Here is an 18,160-nt window from a genome sequence, read left to right as displayed (position 1 = left end):
GCGCTGGCATGCCGGTCTTCCGGGGCAAAGGCATGAGGCAGGATCAGGACATGGCAGGAGCCGGGAACAAGCGCGCGACCGCCGTGCGCCTGCCGCTGCACGAGAAGATCGGCTACGGCATCGGCGACTTCGGCTTCAACCTCTACTGGGCCAATATCTCGGCCTTCCTGTTGATCTTCTACACCGACGTGATGGGCCTGGCCGCCGGCGCGGTCGGCACCATGATGCTGGTCACCAAGCTGGTCGATGCGGTGACCGATCCCTTCATGGGCGCCATCGCCGATCGTACCCGCAGCCGCTGGGGCCGGTTCCGGCCGTACCTGCTGTTCGGCGCGTTGCCGCTGGCTTTCACCGGCGTGCTGACCTGGACCGTGCCTGATCTGGACGGCGGCGGCCGGCTGCTGTGGGCCTATGCCACCTTCACCCTGATGATGCTGGCCTATACCGTCCTGTCGATGCCGTACTCGGCGCTGTCGGGCGTGATGACCGCCGACAGCCAGCAGCGGACCACGCTGATCAGCTTCCGTTTCATCGCCGCGTTCGCCGGCACCACGGTGGTCAGCTGGTTGACCCTGGACCTGGTGCGCTGGCTCGGCCGCGGCAACGAGCCGCTGGGCTGGCAGTTGACCCTGGGCCTGTACGGCATCATCGCGGCGGCCTGCTTCGCCGCGGTATTCCTGTCCACGCGCGAGCGGATCGAGCCGCCAGCGCAGCAGCGCAGCACGATGCGCCAGGATGTGCTGGACCTGCTGCGCAACCGGCCATGGCTGGTGCTGTTCGTGCTGGCGCTGATCATCATGGTCACGATCGTGATGCGCAGCGGCTCGCTGGTGTACTACCTCAAGTACCACGTGGCGCGGCCGGAACTGACCGGGCTGTTCCTCGGCAGCTATTCGCTGGCGCTGGCGGCGGGCGCGGCATCGACCCCGTTGCTGACCCGCTTCATCGACAAGCGGCGCCTGCTGATCTGGCTGATGGCCGGTGTCGGCGTGCTCAGCTGCGCGATGTACTTCGTGCCGAAGGAGGCGATCGGGACGATGCTGGCGCTCAACCTGCTGATCGGCCTGCTGCTCGGACCGAAGTCGCCGCTGGCGTTCTCCATGTATGCCGACTGCGCCGACTACACCGAATGGAAGACCGGGCGCCGCGCCACCGCGATGACCTTCGCCGCGGCGGCGTTCTCGCAGAAGTTCGGCGGTGCGCTGGCCTCCGCGGTGATCGCCTGGATGCTGGCGGCGATGGGTTATGTCGCCAACCAGGCGCAATCGGATGCGTCGCGGCACGGGATCGTGCTGCTGCTGACCGTGATCCCGGGCGTGGTGGCGCTGGTCGCGGCCTGGGTGATGCGCTTCTATCCGCTCGACGATCCGACCCTGGCCCGGGTGCAGGCCGAGCTGCAGGCGCGGCGCGAGGCGATGGCATGAGCGGCGTTCCCTCCGGAACCGGAATCTGCGGCTTCGAGGAACAGGGCCGGCGCTTCGTCCTGACCAGTCCCACCGCGATGCCGCAGGCCTCCACCTTCCTGTGGAACCGGCGGATGCTGCTGCAGCTGAATTGCCGCGGCTACGCCACCGCGCAGTTCATGCAACCGGAGCCGGCCAGGTACGCGCACGCGCCGACGCTGGAGGCCAAAAGCTTCATGCAGCCGGAGCAGCCGTACTACACGCACCATCCCGGCCGCTTCTACTACGTCAAGGACGAGGAAAGCGACCTGCTGTTCTCGGCGCCGCACGCGCCGGTGAATCGCGCACCGGATGCGTTTTCCTTCTCGGTCGGCCAAGGCGATGTCGCCTGGACGGTGCAGTGCGATGGCATCGAGGTGGAGATCTCGGTGCGATTGCCGGTGGAGGACGTCGCCGAACTGTGGACCGTGCGCGTGCGCAACCGTTGCGGTCGTGCGCGCCGGATCAGCCTGTATCCGTACTTCCCGGTCGGCTACATGTCGTGGATGAACCAGTCCGGCCGCTATCGCGCCGACCTGGGCGGGATCGTTTGCGACAGCGTCACCCCGTACCAGAAGGTGGTCGACCATTTCCGCCAGCGCGAATTCAAGGACCGTACCGTGCTGCTGCACGAGCGCCAGCCCGATGCCTGGGAAGCGAACCAGGCCGCGTTCGAGGGCGAGGGTGGATTGCACGCACCGACCGCCGTCACCGCGCATGAGCGGCTGGCGGGCGGCGATGCGCTGTACGAGATGCCGGCGGCGGTGCTGCAGTACCGCATCGCCCTGGCGGCGGAGGGCGAAGAAACCTTCCGCTTCGTCTTCGCTCCAGCCCGCGACGACGCCGGGACCGCCGCGCTGCGCGCGCGCTACCTGTCCGCGGATGGTTTCGCCGACGCCGCCACGGCTCATGCGTCCTATCTGGACGAAGGCCGCGGCTGCCTGCGGATCGAGACCCCGGATCCGTGGCTGGACGACTTCGCCAACCATTGGCTGCCGCGGCAGGTCTACTACCACGGCGATTGCAACCGCCTGACCACCGACCCGCAGACCCGCAACTACCTGCAGGACCACATGGGCATGGCCTACCTGCGGCCGGCGACGGCGCGGGCCGCCTTCCTGCATGCGCTGTCGCAGCAGGAGCCCGGCGGCGCGATGCCCGACGGCATCCTGCTGATCGAAGGCGCGGAGCTGAAGTACATCAACCAGGTGCCGCATGCCGATCACTGCGTGTGGCTGCCGGTATGCCTGCAGGCCTACCTGGACGAGACCGGCGACGACGCCCTGCTCGAGGCGACGGTGACCGACCGCGAGGGCGATGCGGCCAGCGTCGCCGAACGCATCGACCGGGCGATGGACTGGCTGCTGCAGGCGCGCGACGCGCGCGGGCTCAGCTACATCGCCCAGGGCGACTGGTGCGATCCGATGAACATGGTCGGCTGGAAGGGGCAAGGCGTCTCCGGCTGGCTGTCGCTGGCCAGCGCGCATGCGCTGCGGCTGTGGGCCGCGGTCTGCGCACGCAACGGACGCGCTGCGCAGGCCGCGCGCTTCGAAGCCGGCGCCGAAGCGCTCAATGCCGCGGTCAACGCCCATCTGTGGGATGGCGACTGGTACGGCCGCGGCATCACCGATGACGGCGTGGTGTTCGGCGTGCGCGCCGACAGCGAGGGCCGCATCTACCTCAACCCGCAGAGCTGGGCGATGCTCAGCGGCGCGGCCGATGCGCCGCGCCGCGCGCTCCTGCTGGCCGCGGTCGACGCGCAGCTGGTCTCGCCGTACGGCGTGGCCATGCTCGACCCGCCATACACCGGCATGCGCGACGACATCGGTCGGCTGACCCAGAAATTCCCCGGCTCGGCCGAGAATGGCGCGGTCTACAACCATGCCGCCGCCTTCTACCTGCACAGCCTGTACAAGGCCGGCGAAGCGGACCGCGCCTGGAACGTGTTGCGCGCGATGCTGTCCGGCCCGGACCTGGAGGACTGCCTGCGGCGCGGACAACTGCCGGTGTTCGTGCCCAACTACTACCGCGGCGCCTGGCGCCTGCATCCGCGCACCGCCGGCCGCTCCAGCCAGCTGTTCAACACCGGCACTGCGGCGTGGATGTACCGCTGCCTGGTGGAGGAACTGTTCGGCCTGCGCGGCGACGGCCAGGCGCTGCGGTTCGCGCCGCAACTGCCCTCGCACTGGCCGCGCGCGCGCGCTTGGCGGCGATTCCGCGGGGCCGAGTTCGAAGTGGAGATCGAGCGCGTCGCCGGCCGCACCGAGGCCCGGGTCGCGGTGGATGGCCGATGGCTGGACGGCGACGCCTTTTCCGGCATCGAGATGGGGCGGCAGTACCAGGTCCGGGTGGAATTACCGGGTGAGGCGGGGCCGGCATGAGCGGCGTGCGCGGGGGCGTGGTGATGGGCGTGTCCGGCAGCGGCAAGACCACGCTGGCGCGCGCGCTGGCCGGGGCATGGGAGGCGACCTTCCTCGACGCCGACGATTTCCACAGCGATGAGGCCAGGGAGTTGATGGCGCGAGGCGAGCCGCTGACCGACGAGATGCGCCAGCCGTGGGCGGCGGGTATCGCCACCGAGCTGCAACGCCGCGTGGCCGACGGAGCGCGCGTGACCCTGGCCTTCTCCGGACTGCGCCGCCAGCACCGCGACCTGCTGCGCGCCGCGGGCTTGCCGTTGCAATTCCTGTTCCTGCGCGGCGAGGCGGCGCTGATCGGCGAACGCATGCGCGGTCGCAGTGGCCACTACATGCCGGTGTCGCTGCTCGACAGCCAGTTCGCCACGCTGGAGGAGCCCGGCGACGAGGACGACGTCGTGGTGCTACCGGTCGACTTGCCGCCTGATGCGCAACTGCGTCTTGCACTGCAGGTCCTCGGCGTACCCTTGCACGACCACTTGGTGTAGGAGCGCCCCTTGGGCGCGATGCCCTTCGTCCAGTTCGCGCAAGAGCATCGCGGGCAAGGCCCGCTCCTACTCTCGAGCGTGCGCCAGCAACCGTCTTGCGGCGGTCTCCGCCTGTCCACGCAGCTCCGGCACTGCGATGCTTTCCCACAGCCTGCCGATGCGCAGGCTGCCGACCACGGCGATGGCGGGCAGGTTGCGACCCTGCGCATCGACCAGTTCGCCCTCGGCGCAGGTGTCGATGCCGATGCCGTGCGGACCCGGGCGTGCGAATCCCTTGCCCAGCAGGTCCGACAGCAACGGATTGCGCATCAGCTGCGCGCGCATCTCCACGCCGGTGGCATTGACGATGCGGTCCACGTCGAGTTCCAGCGAGCGACGGTCGCGCATCGACACGCTGACGCGGATGCGCGTGCCTTCGCGGGCCACGGTCTGCAAGCGGCCACGGTGCAGTCGCAACTGGCCGCTGGCCTGCAAGGTTTCGAGCTGCGCATGGACCTGCGGGGCGATGCGATGACGGTGCACGTCCCAGTAACGGACCACATGGCGCAGGAATCGGCGCTGCTCGTCGTAGCTCAACGTGCACCACAACTCCCGCACCAGCGGGCGCGCGGTTTCCATCACTGCCTGCCACGGCAGGCCCTGTCGTTCGGCATCGCGTGCGGCTTCGCGCAGGGCGCGCATGCGTTGGCGCAGCGGCATCGCCAACAGTGTTTCCGCTTCGAATCCGGCCACCGCGTGCTTCGTATGCGGCAGCGGCAGCAGCGCATGCCGCGACAGCACATGGATGCGGCCGCGATGGTCGTTGGCGGCCAGGCTCAGCACGGTATCGACCATGCTCAGGCCGGAACCGGCGATGCAGATTTCCGCCTCGGCGGGAATGCGCTTGATCGCATCGAAATCCCAGGCTTCCAGCACCGACCCCGCCGGCAGACCGGCCGCGCCACGCGCCGGCAACGGCTTGGGATTGTTGCCCACCGCCAGCACCGCGCCGCGTGCGCGCAACTCCGTGCCCGATTCCAGTTGCAGGCGCAGGCGTCCGCTTCCCTCTTCGCCATCGATGCCGGTGACGCGATCCTGCAGTACCTCGAAATGCGCCGCGCTGCCGCTGCGCGCAAGCTGCAGGCGATCGCGCAGGTAGTCGCCGTAGCGCCGACGCTCGGCGTAGGCCACGGCGATAGCGTCGCGCGCGTCTTCGCCCTCGCTGGCCACCAGGAAGTCGACGAAGTCGTCCGGCCGGTCCTTGTACGCGCTCATGCGCCGCGCGGGCACGTTGAGCAGGTGTTCGCCATGGGTGGTGGCATAGGCCACGCCTTGCGCCAACCGCGCGACGGGCTCGATCAAGGCGATGCGGGCACCGGCATCGGCCAGGCGCAGCGCATGGATCGCGGTGAGCACGCCTCCGGCGCCACCGCCGATGATGGCGATATCGAAATCGGCGAGTGATTGATCTGCAGTCATGGGCGATATTGTAGGCGATGGTCCGCGATGCCCGGTTTTTGCTGCCGGGAATTGACCTGGTCCACCCCTCCCCTCGTGGGAGAGGTCGCCGCGCTAGCGCGGCGGGAGAGGGGAACGGAGCGAGGATGTTTCCGATTGTGTCGAGCGTTCCGGGTTCGGAAGGAAGGCTATCGGCGAGCAAGATCAAAAGCCGAACCCTCTCCCTCGGCGCTGCGCGCCTTTCCCTCTCCCGAAAAGGGAGAGGGGGAAAAATTGCTGGCTTGATCCACCTCTCCCCTTGCGGGAGAGAGCTTGCCCAGCACTTGATACGGGGTCGATGCGCTTGCGCGGCGGGAGAGGGGAGAACGGAGCGAAGGTGCTTCCGATTGCGTCAGGCGTTCCGGGTTCGGAAGGAAGGCTACCGGCGAGCAGGATCAAAAGCCGAACCCTCTCCCTCGGTGCTGCGCGCCTTTCCCTCTCCCGTAAAGGGAGAGGGGAAAAGCATGCTGGAAAGCGCTACATCAGCGAATCGGCCAACCGTGCGATGCCTTCGCGACTGCGTCGCCAGGCGGGACGACGGCGCCACTGCTCCATGGTGACGGTGTCCGCATCGGCGAGGTAATCGGCTTCCACCTCGCGCATCCGCGCGACCACCTCGCGGTCGTAGCAGAGCAGGCCGATTTCGGCATTGAGCGCGAACGAACGGATGTCCAGGTTGATCGAACCCACCAGGGCGATGTCGTCGTCCACGCTCAAGTGCTTGGCGTGGAGGAAATGCGGCCGGTACAGGGCGATCCTCACTCCGCTGGCCAGCAGTTCGTCGTAGTACGAGTCTTGCGCCCATGCGGTCAATCGCTGGTTGTTGCTGGCCGACAGGATCAGCTGCACTTCCACGCCGGACAACGCGGCGATGCGCAACGCACTGAGGGTGGCGTCGTCGGGCACGAAGTAGGGCGTGGTCAGCACGATCCTGTGCCGGGCCAGATGGATCAACGCGTTGACCGTATCGCGCGCATTCCCGAACGGATACGCCGGACCGCTGGGCAGCAGTTGCATGGCCACGTTGGCATCGCTGCTGACGGGCACCGGCTTCACCTGCAGGCGCTCGCCGGTTTCGATATACCAGTCGCTGGCGAACACGCCTTCCAGGTGCGCCACCACCGGCCCCTGCACCCGCGCCACCAGTTCGCGATTGGGGAAACCGCGCACGAACATCGCATCGGCCAGGTTCTGCGAACCGACGTAGCCCGCGCCGCTGTCGATCACCGCGAGCTTGCGGTGGTTGCGCAGGTCCATGCGCCCGCTGCGGCGCCAGCGCAGACCGCCCGGCAGCATCACCTGCAGGTCGACGCCGGCCGCGCGCAGGCGTCGCGCATAATGCTTCAGCCCGCGTTTGGCGCCGACCGCGTCGAGCAGCAGCCGACAGTGCACGCCACGCGCGGCGGCGCGCTCCAGCGCCTGGCAGACCGCTTCGCCGACCGCGTCGTCGAACAACAGGTAATACAGCAGGTGCGCGCGTTCCCTGGCGCCGTCGATGTCGATCAGCAATGCGCGCAGCGAGGCGTCGTAGTCGTCCAGCAATTCCACCGCATTGCCATGCGTGGGCATGAAGTCGCCCAGGCGTTCGACCAGCGGCACCATTTCGACGGCCGCGCCGGATCCGTCGGGTGATCCGCTGGGCGACCAGCGCAATGCGCCATGCGGAGCCTGCTCCGCGCGGATTACCTCGGAAGCCAGCGCCTGCCGGCGCACGCGCTCGCGCGACAGCCACGGATGGCCGAACAGCAGGTACAGCGGCAATCCCACCAGCGGCAGGAAACCCACCAGCAACAACCAGCTGCGTGCCGCGGCCGGGGTGGTGCGGGTGGGGATCCACAACAGCGCGGCCAGGCGGATGACCCAGTCCAGCGCCAGCAGCCAGACGCCGGTGGAAAACGGCGCCGCCCAATCGGCGAACTGATGGAGGAGGGAGTTCATGCGCCGATTCTGCGGGCTGGCGCGGGAAACGACAAAGGCGTGATCCGCCCCAGGACTTGAAGTCGAGATGCGTCCTTCTCCCCTTGTGGGAGAAGGTGCCCGAAGGGCGGATGAGAGGTGCCCGGGCGAAGCCCGGCATGCTTTACGCGACAGACCCCTCTCCCTCGCCTTCGCGGGGGCAGGCTCTGCTTCGCTGCGCGAAGCTGTCCCTCTTCCGCAAGGGGAGAGGGGGGGGGCGCAAGTTTGAAATCCGGATACGACAAACCCGCCTTTCGGCGGGTTTGTCTTGTAAGGCGCTGGATCCCCGCCTTCGCGGGGATGACGCATTGGCAAAGCCGCGCTAGCGCGCGGGCCAATGCGTCACTTGATCTTGCCTTCCTTGTAGACGACGTGCTTGCGCACGACCGGGTCGTACTTGCTCATTTCCATCTTGCCCGGGGTGTTCTTCTTGTTCTTGTCCGTCGTGTAGAAGTGGCCCGTACCGGCCGAGGAAATCAGACGGATCTTGTCGCGTTTGCCTGCCATGTCTTATCTCCTCAGACCTTTTCGCCGCGCGCGCGCAGCTCTTTCAGAACGGAGTCGATGCCATTCTTGTCGATGGTGCGCAGCGAATGCGCGGATACTTTCAGCTTGATCCAGCGGTTTTCGCTGGCGACCCAGAAGCGGCGCTCGTGCAGGTTGGGCAGGAAACGACGACGGGTTTTGTTGTTGGCGTGGCTGACGTTGTTACCCGTCATCACACGCTTGCCGGACACTTGGCATACGCGGGACATTACGCACCTCGATGGTTGTTTTTGTCGCCCTTAGCCAGGGAGACGGCGGCCCCGATGACGGCTCCAGGTGGGGTGGCCATCGCGCGATACGGGTAATGGGTCCACTGCCGGGGCGGGCCGGAATCGCACTTCCGGGCGCAAATCCGGACGGATCCGGACGCAGCGAGCCGCGCATTATGCCCGGCTTCCCCTTGTGGCGCAAACACTTAGCCCGGGCCCAAGCCCGGGCCACCGCAGTCCGGCAGCCCCTCAGCCGGGCCGTGGGGCGGGAAGGCTCGCCCGCCGAGGACGGCCCGGGTCATTGCCGCCCGGGCCCCACCCTCAGTCGTCGGCCCTGGCCAGCGGCTTGGCCCTGCTCTCGGCGATGAAGGCCTGGATCTGCTGTTCCAGCACCGGCAACGGCACCGAGCCCTGGCGCAGCACGGCGTCGTGGAAGGCCTTGATGTCGAAACGGTCGCCCAGCTCGACCTCGGCCTCGGCGCGCAGGCGCACGATCGCCAGTTCGCCCAGCTTGTAGCTCAGGGCCTGGCCCGGCCAGGAGATGTAGCGGTCCACTTCGGTGGTGATTTCGTGTTCGCTCAGCGCGGTGCGGTCGCGCAGGTAGGCCAGGGCCTGGTCGCGGGTCCAGCCCTCGTGGTGCAGGCCGGTGTCGATCACCAGCCGGCAGGCGCGCCACATTTCGTAGGTCAGGCGGCCGAAATCCTCGTACGGGGTCTCGTAGATGCCCATTTCCTTGCCCAGCTTCTCGCTGTACAGGCCCCAGCCCTCTCCATACGCGGAGATGTAGTTGCGGCGGCGGAACTCGGGCTGCCCGTCCTGCTCTTTCGCCAGCGCGCCCTGCAGCGAATGGCCGGGCGAGGACTCATGCAGGGTCAGCGCCGGCAGGTTGTACAGCGGCCGCGCCGGCAGGTTGTAGGTGTTGAGCCAATAGGTATCGGCGCCACCGCGGCCGGAGGTCCAGAACGGGGCGATGTCGGCGGGCACCGGGACGATGGTGAAGCGGCCGCGCGGCAGGGTGCCGATGAATTTGCCGACCTGGCCATCGACGCGCTTGGAGATCCACGCGGCACGGTCCAGCAGGGCCTGCGGGGTGGCTGCATAGAATTGCGGGTCGGTACGCAGGAACTGCAGGAAGGCGGGAAACACCTCCTCCCCGGGCGGGGCCTTGAACCCGACCTGCTTGATGATCGCGTCCATCTGCGCCTGGATCCGCGCCACTTCGTCCAGGCCGACCCGGTGGATCTGTTCCGGATCCAGGTCCAGGGTGGTGTATTCGCGGATCTGCTGGCGGTAATAGGCCTGGCCCTCGGGCATGGCTTCGGCGGCCAGGGTGGTGCGTGCCTGCGGCACGTATTCCTCACGGAAGAATTTCAGCAGTTTGGCGTAGGCGGGGATCATGCGCTGGCCGATGGCGGCGGCGGCGGCAGTGCGCAGGCGCTGTTGTTCGGCGGCCGGGATCTGCGCCGGCAAGTGCTTGAACGGTTCGTAGAAATTGGCGGCGGTCGGATCCTTCAGCTCGGCCATCGACGCGATCGACACCTCGCGGCCGTCCAGCACCGCGCGCGGCACGCTGAAGCCGCGGGCCAGGCCGGCGCGCATGTTGTCGATCTGCTGGTCGAAATAGCGCGGCACGTCGTTGAGCCGGGCGAGGTAGGCGTCGTATTCGCCGACGCCGCGCATCTGCTGCCGGGCCATGAAGCCGAGGTCGGACCAGAACGAGGAGTCCGAATTGAACGGCATTTCATAGCCGCGCAGGCGCACTTCGGCAGCCAGGTTCTCGACCTGCGGCCGGTACACGGCCAGGTTGATGCGGTTGTCGGGCGAAAGCGCCGCCGGATCGATCGTGTCCAGCTGGCGCAGAACATCGGTCCACACCTTCAGCCGCTCGGCCTGGGCGGTGGCGCCGACGTCCGGCAGGTGGTCGTTGCCGGCGCTGTTGTCGCTGTCCTCGTCGACGCTGCCGAAGCTCTCGACGCGCCATTTCCATTCCTTCTCGTAGAGGGACTGGAACTGCCGGTCGGCAGGACTCTCTTTCGCCGGCGCGGCGGGAGTACCGGCAAGGAACAGCGCCAGCAGCGCAAGGATGAGGAATTGCTTCACGAGGATTGTCCGCAGCAAGGGAAGCACGAATGATCGCATTGCTGCGACGGCAATGACGCGCGAACGGGTCGCATCGTAGGAGCGCCCCTTGGGCGCGATGCTCTTCGGTACGTATCCACGATCCTTACGAAGAGCATCGCGGGCAAGGCCCGCTCCTACAAAAGCGGGGGCTGCTTCAGCGCGGCGCGCGCAGCCTTTCCAGCACGCCGTCCAGCGTATCCAGGTCGGTGTAGTGGATCACCAGCTTGCCCTTGCCGCCACGGCCGTGGGCGATGGCGACCCTGGTGCCCAGCGATTCGGACAACTCGGTTTCCAGCGAGGCGATGTCGGCCTGCGGCGTGGCCTTGCCGGGCTTGGCCTTCTTGCCGCCATTGACCGGCACCTTGCCGGCGGCGAATTGCTGTGCGCGGTGTTCGACCTCGCGCACCGACCAGCCCTGGTCGGCGGCTTCGGAGGCCAGTTTGCTGGCCAGCTCCGGCGACAGGGTCAGCAATGCGCGCGCATGGCCCATTTCCAGACGCCGCGCCTCCAGCAGCGCACGGATAGCCGGCGGCAGCTCCAGCAGGCGCAGCAGGTTGGACACCGCGGCGCGCGAACGGCCGACCGCTTCGGCGGCTTCGGCGTGGGTCAGCGAGAACTCGCCGATCAGCCGCTGCAGCGACTGCGCTTCCTCCAGCGGATTGAGGTCCTCGCGCTGGATGTTCTCGATCAGGGCCATGGCGATGACGGTGCGGTCGTCCAGCTCGCGCACCACCACCGGCACGCTGGCCAGGCCGGCTTCCTGCGAGGCGCGCCAGCGGCGTTCGCCGGCCACGATCTCGAACTTTCCGGCGGACAACTCGCGGACCACGATCGGCTGGATCACGCCCTGGGCCTTGATCGACTCGGCCAGTTCGCTCAGCTTGGCCGGGTCCATGGCCATGCGCGGCTGGTACTTGCCGGGCTGCAGCTGCTTGACCGGGATCTGGCGCAGGACCTCGCCCGGCTGGGCTTCCGGCGGCGGGGTCGCGGCGGCCTTGGGGCCGAGCAGGGCTTCCAGGCCGCGGCCGAGGCCGCGCTTTTTCGCCGGCATGTTCTTGGGGGCAGGCATTTACACGTTCTCCGTAGAACTGGGTTGCAGCCGGGGTTGCAGTCGGACTTGCTGCTTGTTGCGTTCGGACTGGCGGCGCAGGATCTCGCCGGCCAGACCCAGGTAGGCGACGCCGCCGCGCGAGGCGCGGTCGTAACCGACGATGCTCTGGCCGTGGCTGGGCGCCTCGGCCACGCGCACGTTGCGCGGCACGATGGTGCGGAACACCTTGTCGCCGAAATGGTTGGTGAGTTCGCCCGAGACCGCATTGGCCAGGTTGTTGCGCACGTCGAACATGGTCCGCAGCACGCCTTCGATCTCGAGTGCCGGGTTCAGCCGCGCCTTCAGCGCATCGATGGTCTCGATCAGCGCGCTGAGGCCTTCCAGCGCGTAGTACTCGCACTGCATCGGCACCAGCACCGAGTCGGCCGCGGTCAATGCATTCAAGGTGAGCAGCGACAAAGCCGGCGGGCAATCAATGAGGATGAAGTCGTAATCGCCGCGCAGCGGATCCAGCGCCAGCTTCAGGCGCTGTTCGCGATCCTCGAGCTGCATCAGCTGGATTTCGGCCGCGGTCAGGTCGATGTTGCCCGGCAGCAGGTCGAAGTCTTCCGGGGTCTTCACGATCACCGCGCGCGCTTCGGCTTCCTGCAGCAGCACGTCGTAGCTGGAGGCTTCCAGCTCGCGCTTGTCCACGCCGCTGCCCATGGTCGCGTTGCCTTGCGAATCCAGGTCCACCAGCAGCACGCGCTTGGGCGCACGAGCCAGCGCGGCGGCCAGGTTGACCGCGGTGGTGGTCTTGCCGACCCCGCCTTTCTGGTTGGCGATGGCGATGATACGGGCCATGTGTGGAGCGCCTCGTGGAACCCTGGTGGGTCGGGGATTATGCGGGATGAAGGCGGCAAGTTTGGGGAACCCCGTCCGCCAAGGGCGGAAAACGGGGCCTGACGACATGTGGGAAGGGCTTCAGCCCCGACGCTTTTCCGGAAAGAGCGTCGGGGCTGAAGCCCTCCCACAGGGGACCTTATTGGCTCGACGGGGACGCTTCGCGACTCACGACGACCAGATGCCGTTCGCCCGTCAGGCCGGGAACGGCCAGGGGATGCACGGCCGAAACCGTCCAGCCGGCCGGCAAGGCGGCGATTTCCTCTTCCGGTCGTATTCCTTTCATCGCCAGCAGCTTTCCGCCCGGTTTCAGCAGATGCCCGCCGACCCCGATGATTCCCGCCAGCGTGTCCAGCGCGCGCGCGGTGATGGCGTCGTAGGCGACCCCGCTGTTATGGACGTGGACGTCCAGCGCCTCGGCCCGCGATTCGGCCACGCGCGCATTGGCCAGGCCCAGCGTGCGCACGGCTTCGCGCAGGAAGCGCGCCTTCTTGCCGTTGCTTTCCACCAGGGTGACCTGCAATTGCGGTTTGGCGATGGCCAGCGGGATGCCGGGAAGGCCGGGGCCGGTGCCCAGGTCGGCCAGCGCGCCGTCCTCGACGAAAGCATGCATCGCCAGCGAATCGAGCAAGTGGCGCGTCACCATCTCGCCCGGGTCGCGGATCGCGGTCAGGTTGTAGGTGCGGTTCCAGCGATCCAGCAAGGCCAGGTAGGCGAGCAAGGGCGGGGCCAGGGCGTCGGCGTCCAGATGCAATGCCGTCAGGCCGCGATGGAGTTCGTCGCGCAGCGCGGCAGGGAAGGCAGGGTTGTTCATCGCCGACATTATCGCAGCCATCCCGTGCCGGCGTAGGGGCGGTGTAGGAGCGACGTAAGTCGCGAAGGGTGTTGATCCAAGGCGTCAAGTCGCGACTCACGTCGCTCCTACACCGCTCCTACACCGCTCCTGCACCGGCGGTCAGCGGCCGCCACGCCAGCGCGGCGCGGTAGCCGTCCAGCGGCGTCCACTCATGCACGGTCCAGTCATCCGGCGCGCCGAGCGCGGCATCGCAGGCGACCAGTTTCATGGTGTTTTGCTGCTCGGCGAAGACCAGCTTGTCCAGGCCGAACGACAAGCCCTGGCCGTGCGCCTTCAGCAGCGCCTCCTTGGCGCACCACAGGCGCAGGAACGAGGATTCCATGGCGTCGGCAGCGCCTGCTTCCAGCCAGCGCACTTCGTCGGCATGGAAGAAGCGCCGGGCGAGTTCGCGCGCGCGCGGTCGCGGGCGAACCTGTTCCAGATCCACGCCGAGCTGGATGGACTCGCCCAGGGCAAGCAGCAGCGCCTCGCCGCTGTGGCTCCAGCCGGTGTCGAAGCGTTCGTACGGCGGACCCAGCAGCGGGCGCCCCTGCAGGCTGCGGTGCAGCGGCAGTTGCTCGTCGCTGCAGGCCAGTGCCTCGCACAACAACGGCCGCGCCGCGGGCTCGCCGCGTCCGCGGCGGGGGTGCGGCAACAGCCACAGGCGTGCGGGAGTGGGCGGTGGAGTGAAGGGCATGGTGCCAATGTAGCCGAAGCCGGTTTTCTGCTGCGCGGCGGCGTGCATGCGCCAGTGGTTTGCGCTATCTAGCAGGGCAAGAAGGAGAAGGCCCCACCAGGACGCGGGTTTAACAGCGGCTTCACGCATCGAAGCCTTAAATCGATCCACTTGAGAAGCTCGTCCCAACGGTTCCTGCAGAGATGCAGGGGCTCCTTCCGAAAGTGACAAAGGAGAACACTGGATGAATTTCCTGATCTATCTGATTGTCGGTGGTATCGCAGGCTGGCTCGCCAGCATCGTGATGAAGCGCGATGGTTCGCAAGGCATCATCCTCAACGTGGTCGTCGGCATCATCGGTGGTTTCCTGGGCGGCTGGCTGTTGCCGCAACTCGGTTTCGCCATGGGCGGTACCCTCGGCTTCCTGATCACCGCCTTCATCGGCGCGGTCGTCCTGCTGTTGATCGTCAACCTGTTTACGCGCGGCAAGGCGCGGTAAACGTTTCGCTGCGACCGCGTGCGCTAACAAGACGCACCCATGGTTCGTGGCACCGCAAAGGCCCGGCAATGCCGGGCCTTTGTTCGTTTGGCGCCATTTCCGTGGGTAGCCATCCCGCAACGGCGAGGATCAATCCTCGAGCTGCACCCACGCAGGCGCGTGGTCGCTCGGGCGTTCCCAGGTGCGCGGTTCGCGGTCGATGCCGGCGGAGGCCGTGCGCTCGCGCAGCGCTTCGGACACCAGGGTGAGGTCGATGCGCAGGCCCAGGTCGCGGCGGAAACCGGCCATGCGGTAGTCCCACCAGCTGAACACACCGCCTTCCTCGTGGTGCAGGCGGTAACCATCGTGCAGGCCCAGCGCGTACAGGCGCTTGAGCGCGTCGCGTTCGGCGGTGGAGGTGAGGATGTGGGAATCGTTCCATACCGCAGGATCGTGCACGTCGCGATCGTCGGGCGCGATGTTGAAATCGCCCAGCACCACCAGCTTCGGATGCTCGCGCAATTCCTGTTCCAGCCAGGCGTGGACTGCTTCCAGCCAGCGCAGCTTGTAGGCGTACTTGTCGGTGCCCACGTCCTGGCCGTTGACCACGTACAGGTTGACGATGCGGGTGTCGCCCACGGTCGCGGCGATCGCGCGCTTCTGTTCGTCCTCGAAGTTCGGGATCCCGACCTGCACGTCGGCGATCGGCAGGCGCGAGACGATGGCCACGCCGTTGTAGGTCTTCTGCCCGGCGAACACGCTGCGGTAACCCGCTTCGGCCAGCACCGTGTCCGGGAACTTGTGGTCCTCCAGCTTGGTTTCCTGGATGCCGACCACGTCCGGCGCGAACGCGCCCAGCCATTGCTGCAGGTGCGGCAGGCGCACGTTGAGCGAGTTGACGTTCCAGCTGGCGATTTTCATGACATCGATTCCGTAGGAGCGGGCCTTGCCCGCGATGCTCTTGCCTCAAGGGTAAGGCATCGCGGGCAAGGCCCGCTCCTACGCCCGGAAGGAAGTCCCTTCGGAGGGCGAATGTGCGATGTGTGACCGACCGCCTAGCGGATGATGAAGTCGATGAAGCGCGCCACCTTCGAATACGGCGGCTTCAGCATGTCGCTGCCGGCGCGGCGCGGCTGCCACAGGATCGGCAGGGCTTTGCTCATCGCGTCGAAGCCGGCGCGACCGTGGTAGGCGCCCATGCCGCTGGGGCCGATGCCGCCGAAGGGCAGGGCGTTGATGCCGAAATGCAGCACCGTGTCGTTGACGGTGACGCCGCCGGCCAGGGTGCCGCGCAGGATCTTCTCGACCTTGCCGCGGTCGTGGCTGAAGGGATACAGCGACAGCGGACGGTCGTGCGCGTTGACGTAGGCGATGGCCTCGTCGAGGTTGCGATAGGACTTGATCGGCAGGATCGGCCCGAAGATCTCTTCCTGCATCACCCTGGCGTCGTCGCCCGGCTCCAGTACCAGCGTCGGTGCGAACAGGCGTTCGCCGTCCCTGCCGTTTTCGCCCAGCGGCAGCACCTGCAGGCCGCGCGCGCGCGCGTCTTCCAGGTAGCCTTGCAGGCGCGCGTACTGCCCGTCGTTGATGATGCGGGTGTAGTCGGCCGAATCGGCGAGCGCGCCGTAGCGGGCGCGCACCTGTTCGCGCAGGGCCTCGGCCAGCGCGGGCGCGCGGCCTTCGTCGATCAGCACATAGTCCGGCGCGATGCAGGTCTGGCCGCCGTTGAACCACTTGCCGGTGGCCAGCCGCGCCGCGGCCTGTTCGACCGGGAAATCCGCGCAAACGATCGCTGGCGACTTGCCGCCCAGCTCCAGGGTCAGCGGGGTGAGGTTCGGCGCCGCCGCGGCCATGACCTTGCGCCCGACCGCGGTGGAACCGGTGAACACCAGGTGGTCGAACGGCAGCGCGGCGAAGGCGCCCGCCACCTCTGCGCCACCAGCGGCCACGGCCACGCGATCGGCGGGGAACACTTCGGCCAGGAGGCTGCGCAGGAAACCGGTGGTGTTGGGCGTGTGCTCGGAAGGTTTCAGGTAGACGTGGTTGCCGGCGGCGATCGCGGTGGCCAGCGGAATCAGGGCCAGGTTGACCGGATAGTTCCAGGGCGCGATCACCCCGACCACGCCGACCGGTTCGGAGCGGATCTCCGCGCGCGCCGGCCAGAAGCGCCAGCCCACGCCGACGCGCCGGGGTTTCATCCAGCGGCGCAGGTGGCTGCGCAGGTGGTCGATCTCGTTGAGCACGGTCATGCCGTCGGCGATCAGGGACTCATGGCGCGAACGCTGGCCGAAGTCGGAAGCGATGGTCTCGGCCATTTCCTCCAGACGCCGTTTCAGCGCGTCGCGCAGGCGCTGCAGGTCGTCGCGGCGTTGTTGGTAATCCGGGCGCCTGCCCTGCCAGGCCGCGCGCAAACGGGCCAGGGTGGGCGGCAATTCGGTGCGGGGAGTGTCGGCTGAAGGTTCCATACGCCGCAGTGTAGTCCGGGCTCCGCGGGCCTGCCCACACCCCTGTCCACTACAATGCGAGGATGACCGCACTACGCCCCTATCTTGGCCGGCTTCCCACCCTCGGCCAACGCGTTTACCTGGACCCGGCCGCCACCGTCATCGGCGACGTGGAGCTGGGCGACGATGTTTCGATCTGGCCCGGCACCGTCATCCGCGGCGACGTGAACTTCATCCGCATCGGCGCGCGCACCAATGTGCAGGACGGCACCATCATCCATGTCAGCCACCACAGCCCCTACAACCAGGCCGGCCATCCGACCCTGATCGGCGAGGACGTCACCGTCGGCCACGGCACCATCATCCACGCCTGCAGCATCGGCGACCGCTGCCTGATCGGCATGGGCGCCTGCATCCTGGATGGCGCCACGGTGATGACCCATGGTTTCGTCGGCGCCGGCGCCATCATCGGCCCGGGCAAGGTGGTGGGCGAAGGCGAGCTCTGGCTGGGCAACCCCGGTCGCTTCGCGCGCAAGCTGGGCGACAGGGAGATCGAGAGCCTGCTGTATTCGGCGCAGCATTACGTGCGCCTGAAGGACCAGTACCTCGACGCCGCCCCGTAGGAGCGCCCCTTGGGCGCGATGCTCTCCGATCCGACCGCGAAACAACCAAGAGCTCTTCGCTTTGTAGATCCGAGCTTGCTCGGATGCTCTTCGCGCAAATCAAAAACATCCGAGCAAGCTCGGATCTACAAAGCGAAGGCATCGCGCCCAAGGGGCGCTCCTACGGGGAGGTCGCGATTTCCAGTCTGGTGAGGTAGGCCGACGCCTCGCCGCGATCATTCCCGCACATCTCCAGCGACGGCCGCAACGACACGCAGAACGCCGGCCGTTCCGGTTTGCCGAACAGCCTGCAACGCAATTGCTCGTCGAGCTGCACGCAGGCGACCCCGGCCGGCTTTCCCTGCGGCATGCCGGGGATCGGCGAGTTGATCGACGGCGCGATGCAGCAGGCGGCGCAATGGGCGCGGCACTCGAAGGTTCGGGTTTGCATGATCGCGACAGTCTAATCGCGCTGGGCAAGCCGTGATTTCGCCGCTAAAGTCGTGTCGACAGGGATAATGGAACAGGAATCGCGCA

17 protein-coding genes are annotated in these 18,160 nt (G+C 67.5%); 5 read left to right on the top strand and 12 right to left on the bottom strand.

All coding sequences use genetic code 11. The features are described from left to right. The first annotated feature begins 50 nt into the window (after positions 1 to 50). The 3 genes from CSC74_RS13480 to CSC74_RS13470 are packed head-to-tail and all read left to right on the top strand — an operon-like array spanning position 51 to position 4,347. On the top strand, positions 51 to 1,424 hold the full coding sequence (locus CSC74_RS13480) for an MFS transporter (RefSeq protein ID WP_162315006.1): 1,374 nt from the start codon (positions 51 to 53) through the stop codon (positions 1,422 to 1,424). Further along, a complete protein-coding gene (locus CSC74_RS13475; RefSeq protein ID WP_162315005.1) occupies positions 1,421 to 3,823 on the top strand; it encodes a GH36-type glycosyl hydrolase domain-containing protein in 2,403 nt (800 codons plus the stop codon). The genes CSC74_RS13480 and CSC74_RS13475 overlap by 4 nt, the downstream gene beginning before the upstream one ends. After that, a complete protein-coding gene (locus CSC74_RS13470) occupies positions 3,820 to 4,347 on the top strand; it encodes a gluconokinase (RefSeq protein WP_162315004.1) in 528 nt (175 codons plus the stop codon). Before CSC74_RS13475 ends, CSC74_RS13470 begins: the two co-directional genes overlap by 4 nt. Before the next feature lie 66 nt (positions 4,348 to 4,413). Here the strand turns inward: CSC74_RS13470 and CSC74_RS13465 are convergent, their stop codons facing one another. The 9 genes from CSC74_RS13465 to CSC74_RS13425 all read right to left on the bottom strand — a co-directional run bounded on the left by CSC74_RS13465 (position 4,414) and on the right by CSC74_RS13425 (position 14,120). Next, positions 4,414 to 5,805 carry an FAD/NAD(P)-binding protein gene (locus tag CSC74_RS13465; protein ID WP_162315003.1) on the bottom strand — a complete coding sequence of 464 codons (1,392 nt, stop codon included), beginning with the start codon at positions 5,803 to 5,805 and terminating at the stop codon, positions 4,414 to 4,416. 495 nt (positions 5,806 to 6,300) lie between these two features. Next, on the bottom strand, positions 6,301 to 7,761 hold the full coding sequence (cls, locus tag CSC74_RS13460; RefSeq protein ID WP_162315002.1) for a cardiolipin synthase: 1,461 nt from the start codon (positions 7,759 to 7,761) through the stop codon (positions 6,301 to 6,303). A gap of 360 nt (positions 7,762 to 8,121) precedes the next feature. Continuing rightward, positions 8,122 to 8,286 carry a 50S ribosomal protein L33 gene (rpmG, locus tag CSC74_RS13455; RefSeq protein WP_014159264.1) on the bottom strand — a complete coding sequence of 55 codons (165 nt, stop codon included), beginning with the start codon at positions 8,284 to 8,286 and terminating at the stop codon, positions 8,122 to 8,124. Positions 8,287 to 8,297: 11 nt separating this feature from the next. Further along, positions 8,298 to 8,534, bottom strand: coding sequence for a 50S ribosomal protein L28 (rpmB, locus tag CSC74_RS13450; protein ID WP_162315001.1), 237 nt, complete (start codon positions 8,532 to 8,534; stop codon positions 8,298 to 8,300). Between the two features lie 321 nt (positions 8,535 to 8,855). After that, entirely contained in the window at positions 8,856 to 10,673 is a 1,818-nt protein-coding gene (locus tag CSC74_RS13445) for a DUF885 domain-containing protein (protein WP_162315000.1), read from the bottom strand. Positions 10,674 to 10,809: 136 nt separating this feature from the next. Continuing rightward, the gene (locus CSC74_RS13440; protein WP_162314999.1) at positions 10,810 to 11,724 is read right to left on the bottom strand and encodes a ParB/RepB/Spo0J family partition protein; all 915 of its coding nucleotides are present in this window, start codon (positions 11,722 to 11,724) and stop codon (positions 10,810 to 10,812) included. Next, entirely contained in the window at positions 11,725 to 12,549 is an 825-nt protein-coding gene (locus tag CSC74_RS13435; RefSeq protein ID WP_162314998.1) for a ParA family protein, read from the bottom strand. 178 nt (positions 12,550 to 12,727) lie between these two features. Beyond that, positions 12,728 to 13,402, bottom strand: coding sequence for a 16S rRNA (guanine(527)-N(7))-methyltransferase RsmG (rsmG, locus tag CSC74_RS13430; protein ID WP_162314997.1), 675 nt, complete (start codon positions 13,400 to 13,402; stop codon positions 12,728 to 12,730). Between the two features lie 118 nt (positions 13,403 to 13,520). Then, positions 13,521 to 14,120: a 4'-phosphopantetheinyl transferase family protein gene (locus CSC74_RS13425; RefSeq protein ID WP_162315098.1), complete on the bottom strand. Its 600-nt coding sequence runs from the start codon at positions 14,118 to 14,120 to the stop codon at positions 13,521 to 13,523. A 223-nt stretch (positions 14,121 to 14,343) separates the two neighbouring features. Between CSC74_RS13425 and CSC74_RS13420 the strand changes: the two genes are divergently transcribed. Beyond that, positions 14,344 to 14,598 (top strand): GlsB/YeaQ/YmgE family stress response membrane protein, encoded by a 255-nt coding sequence (locus tag CSC74_RS13420; RefSeq protein ID WP_162314996.1) that lies wholly within the window; start codon positions 14,344 to 14,346, stop codon positions 14,596 to 14,598. A 129-nt stretch (positions 14,599 to 14,727) separates the two neighbouring features. Here the strand turns inward: CSC74_RS13420 and xth are convergent, their stop codons facing one another. Next, positions 14,728 to 15,498, bottom strand: a complete 771-nt coding sequence (gene xth / locus CSC74_RS13415) for an exodeoxyribonuclease III (protein WP_162314995.1) — start codon at positions 15,496 to 15,498, stop codon at positions 14,728 to 14,730. Positions 15,499 to 15,632: 134 nt separating this feature from the next. Next, entirely contained in the window at positions 15,633 to 17,042 is a 1,410-nt protein-coding gene (locus tag CSC74_RS13410; RefSeq protein ID WP_162314994.1) for a coniferyl aldehyde dehydrogenase, read from the bottom strand. Between the two features lie 62 nt (positions 17,043 to 17,104). Between CSC74_RS13410 and CSC74_RS13405 the strand changes: the two genes are divergently transcribed. After that, on the top strand, positions 17,105 to 17,644 hold the full coding sequence (locus tag CSC74_RS13405) for a gamma carbonic anhydrase family protein (protein WP_162314993.1): 540 nt from the start codon (positions 17,105 to 17,107) through the stop codon (positions 17,642 to 17,644). Between the two features lie 160 nt (positions 17,645 to 17,804). On the opposite strand, the gene CSC74_RS13400 is transcribed toward CSC74_RS13405, so the two are convergent. Then, positions 17,805 to 18,074 (bottom strand): YkgJ family cysteine cluster protein, encoded by a 270-nt coding sequence (locus tag CSC74_RS13400; RefSeq protein ID WP_162314992.1) that lies wholly within the window; start codon positions 18,072 to 18,074, stop codon positions 17,805 to 17,807. Positions 18,075 to 18,160: the final 86 nt, after the last annotated feature.

The sequence above is a fragment of the Pseudoxanthomonas yeongjuensis genome, assembly GCF_010093345.1.
Taxonomy (GTDB): domain Bacteria; phylum Pseudomonadota; class Gammaproteobacteria; order Xanthomonadales; family Xanthomonadaceae; genus Pseudoxanthomonas_A; species Pseudoxanthomonas_A yeongjuensis.
Note: the sequence above shows the minus strand (reverse complement) of the source record. Positions and strands in the feature narration are given on the sequence as shown.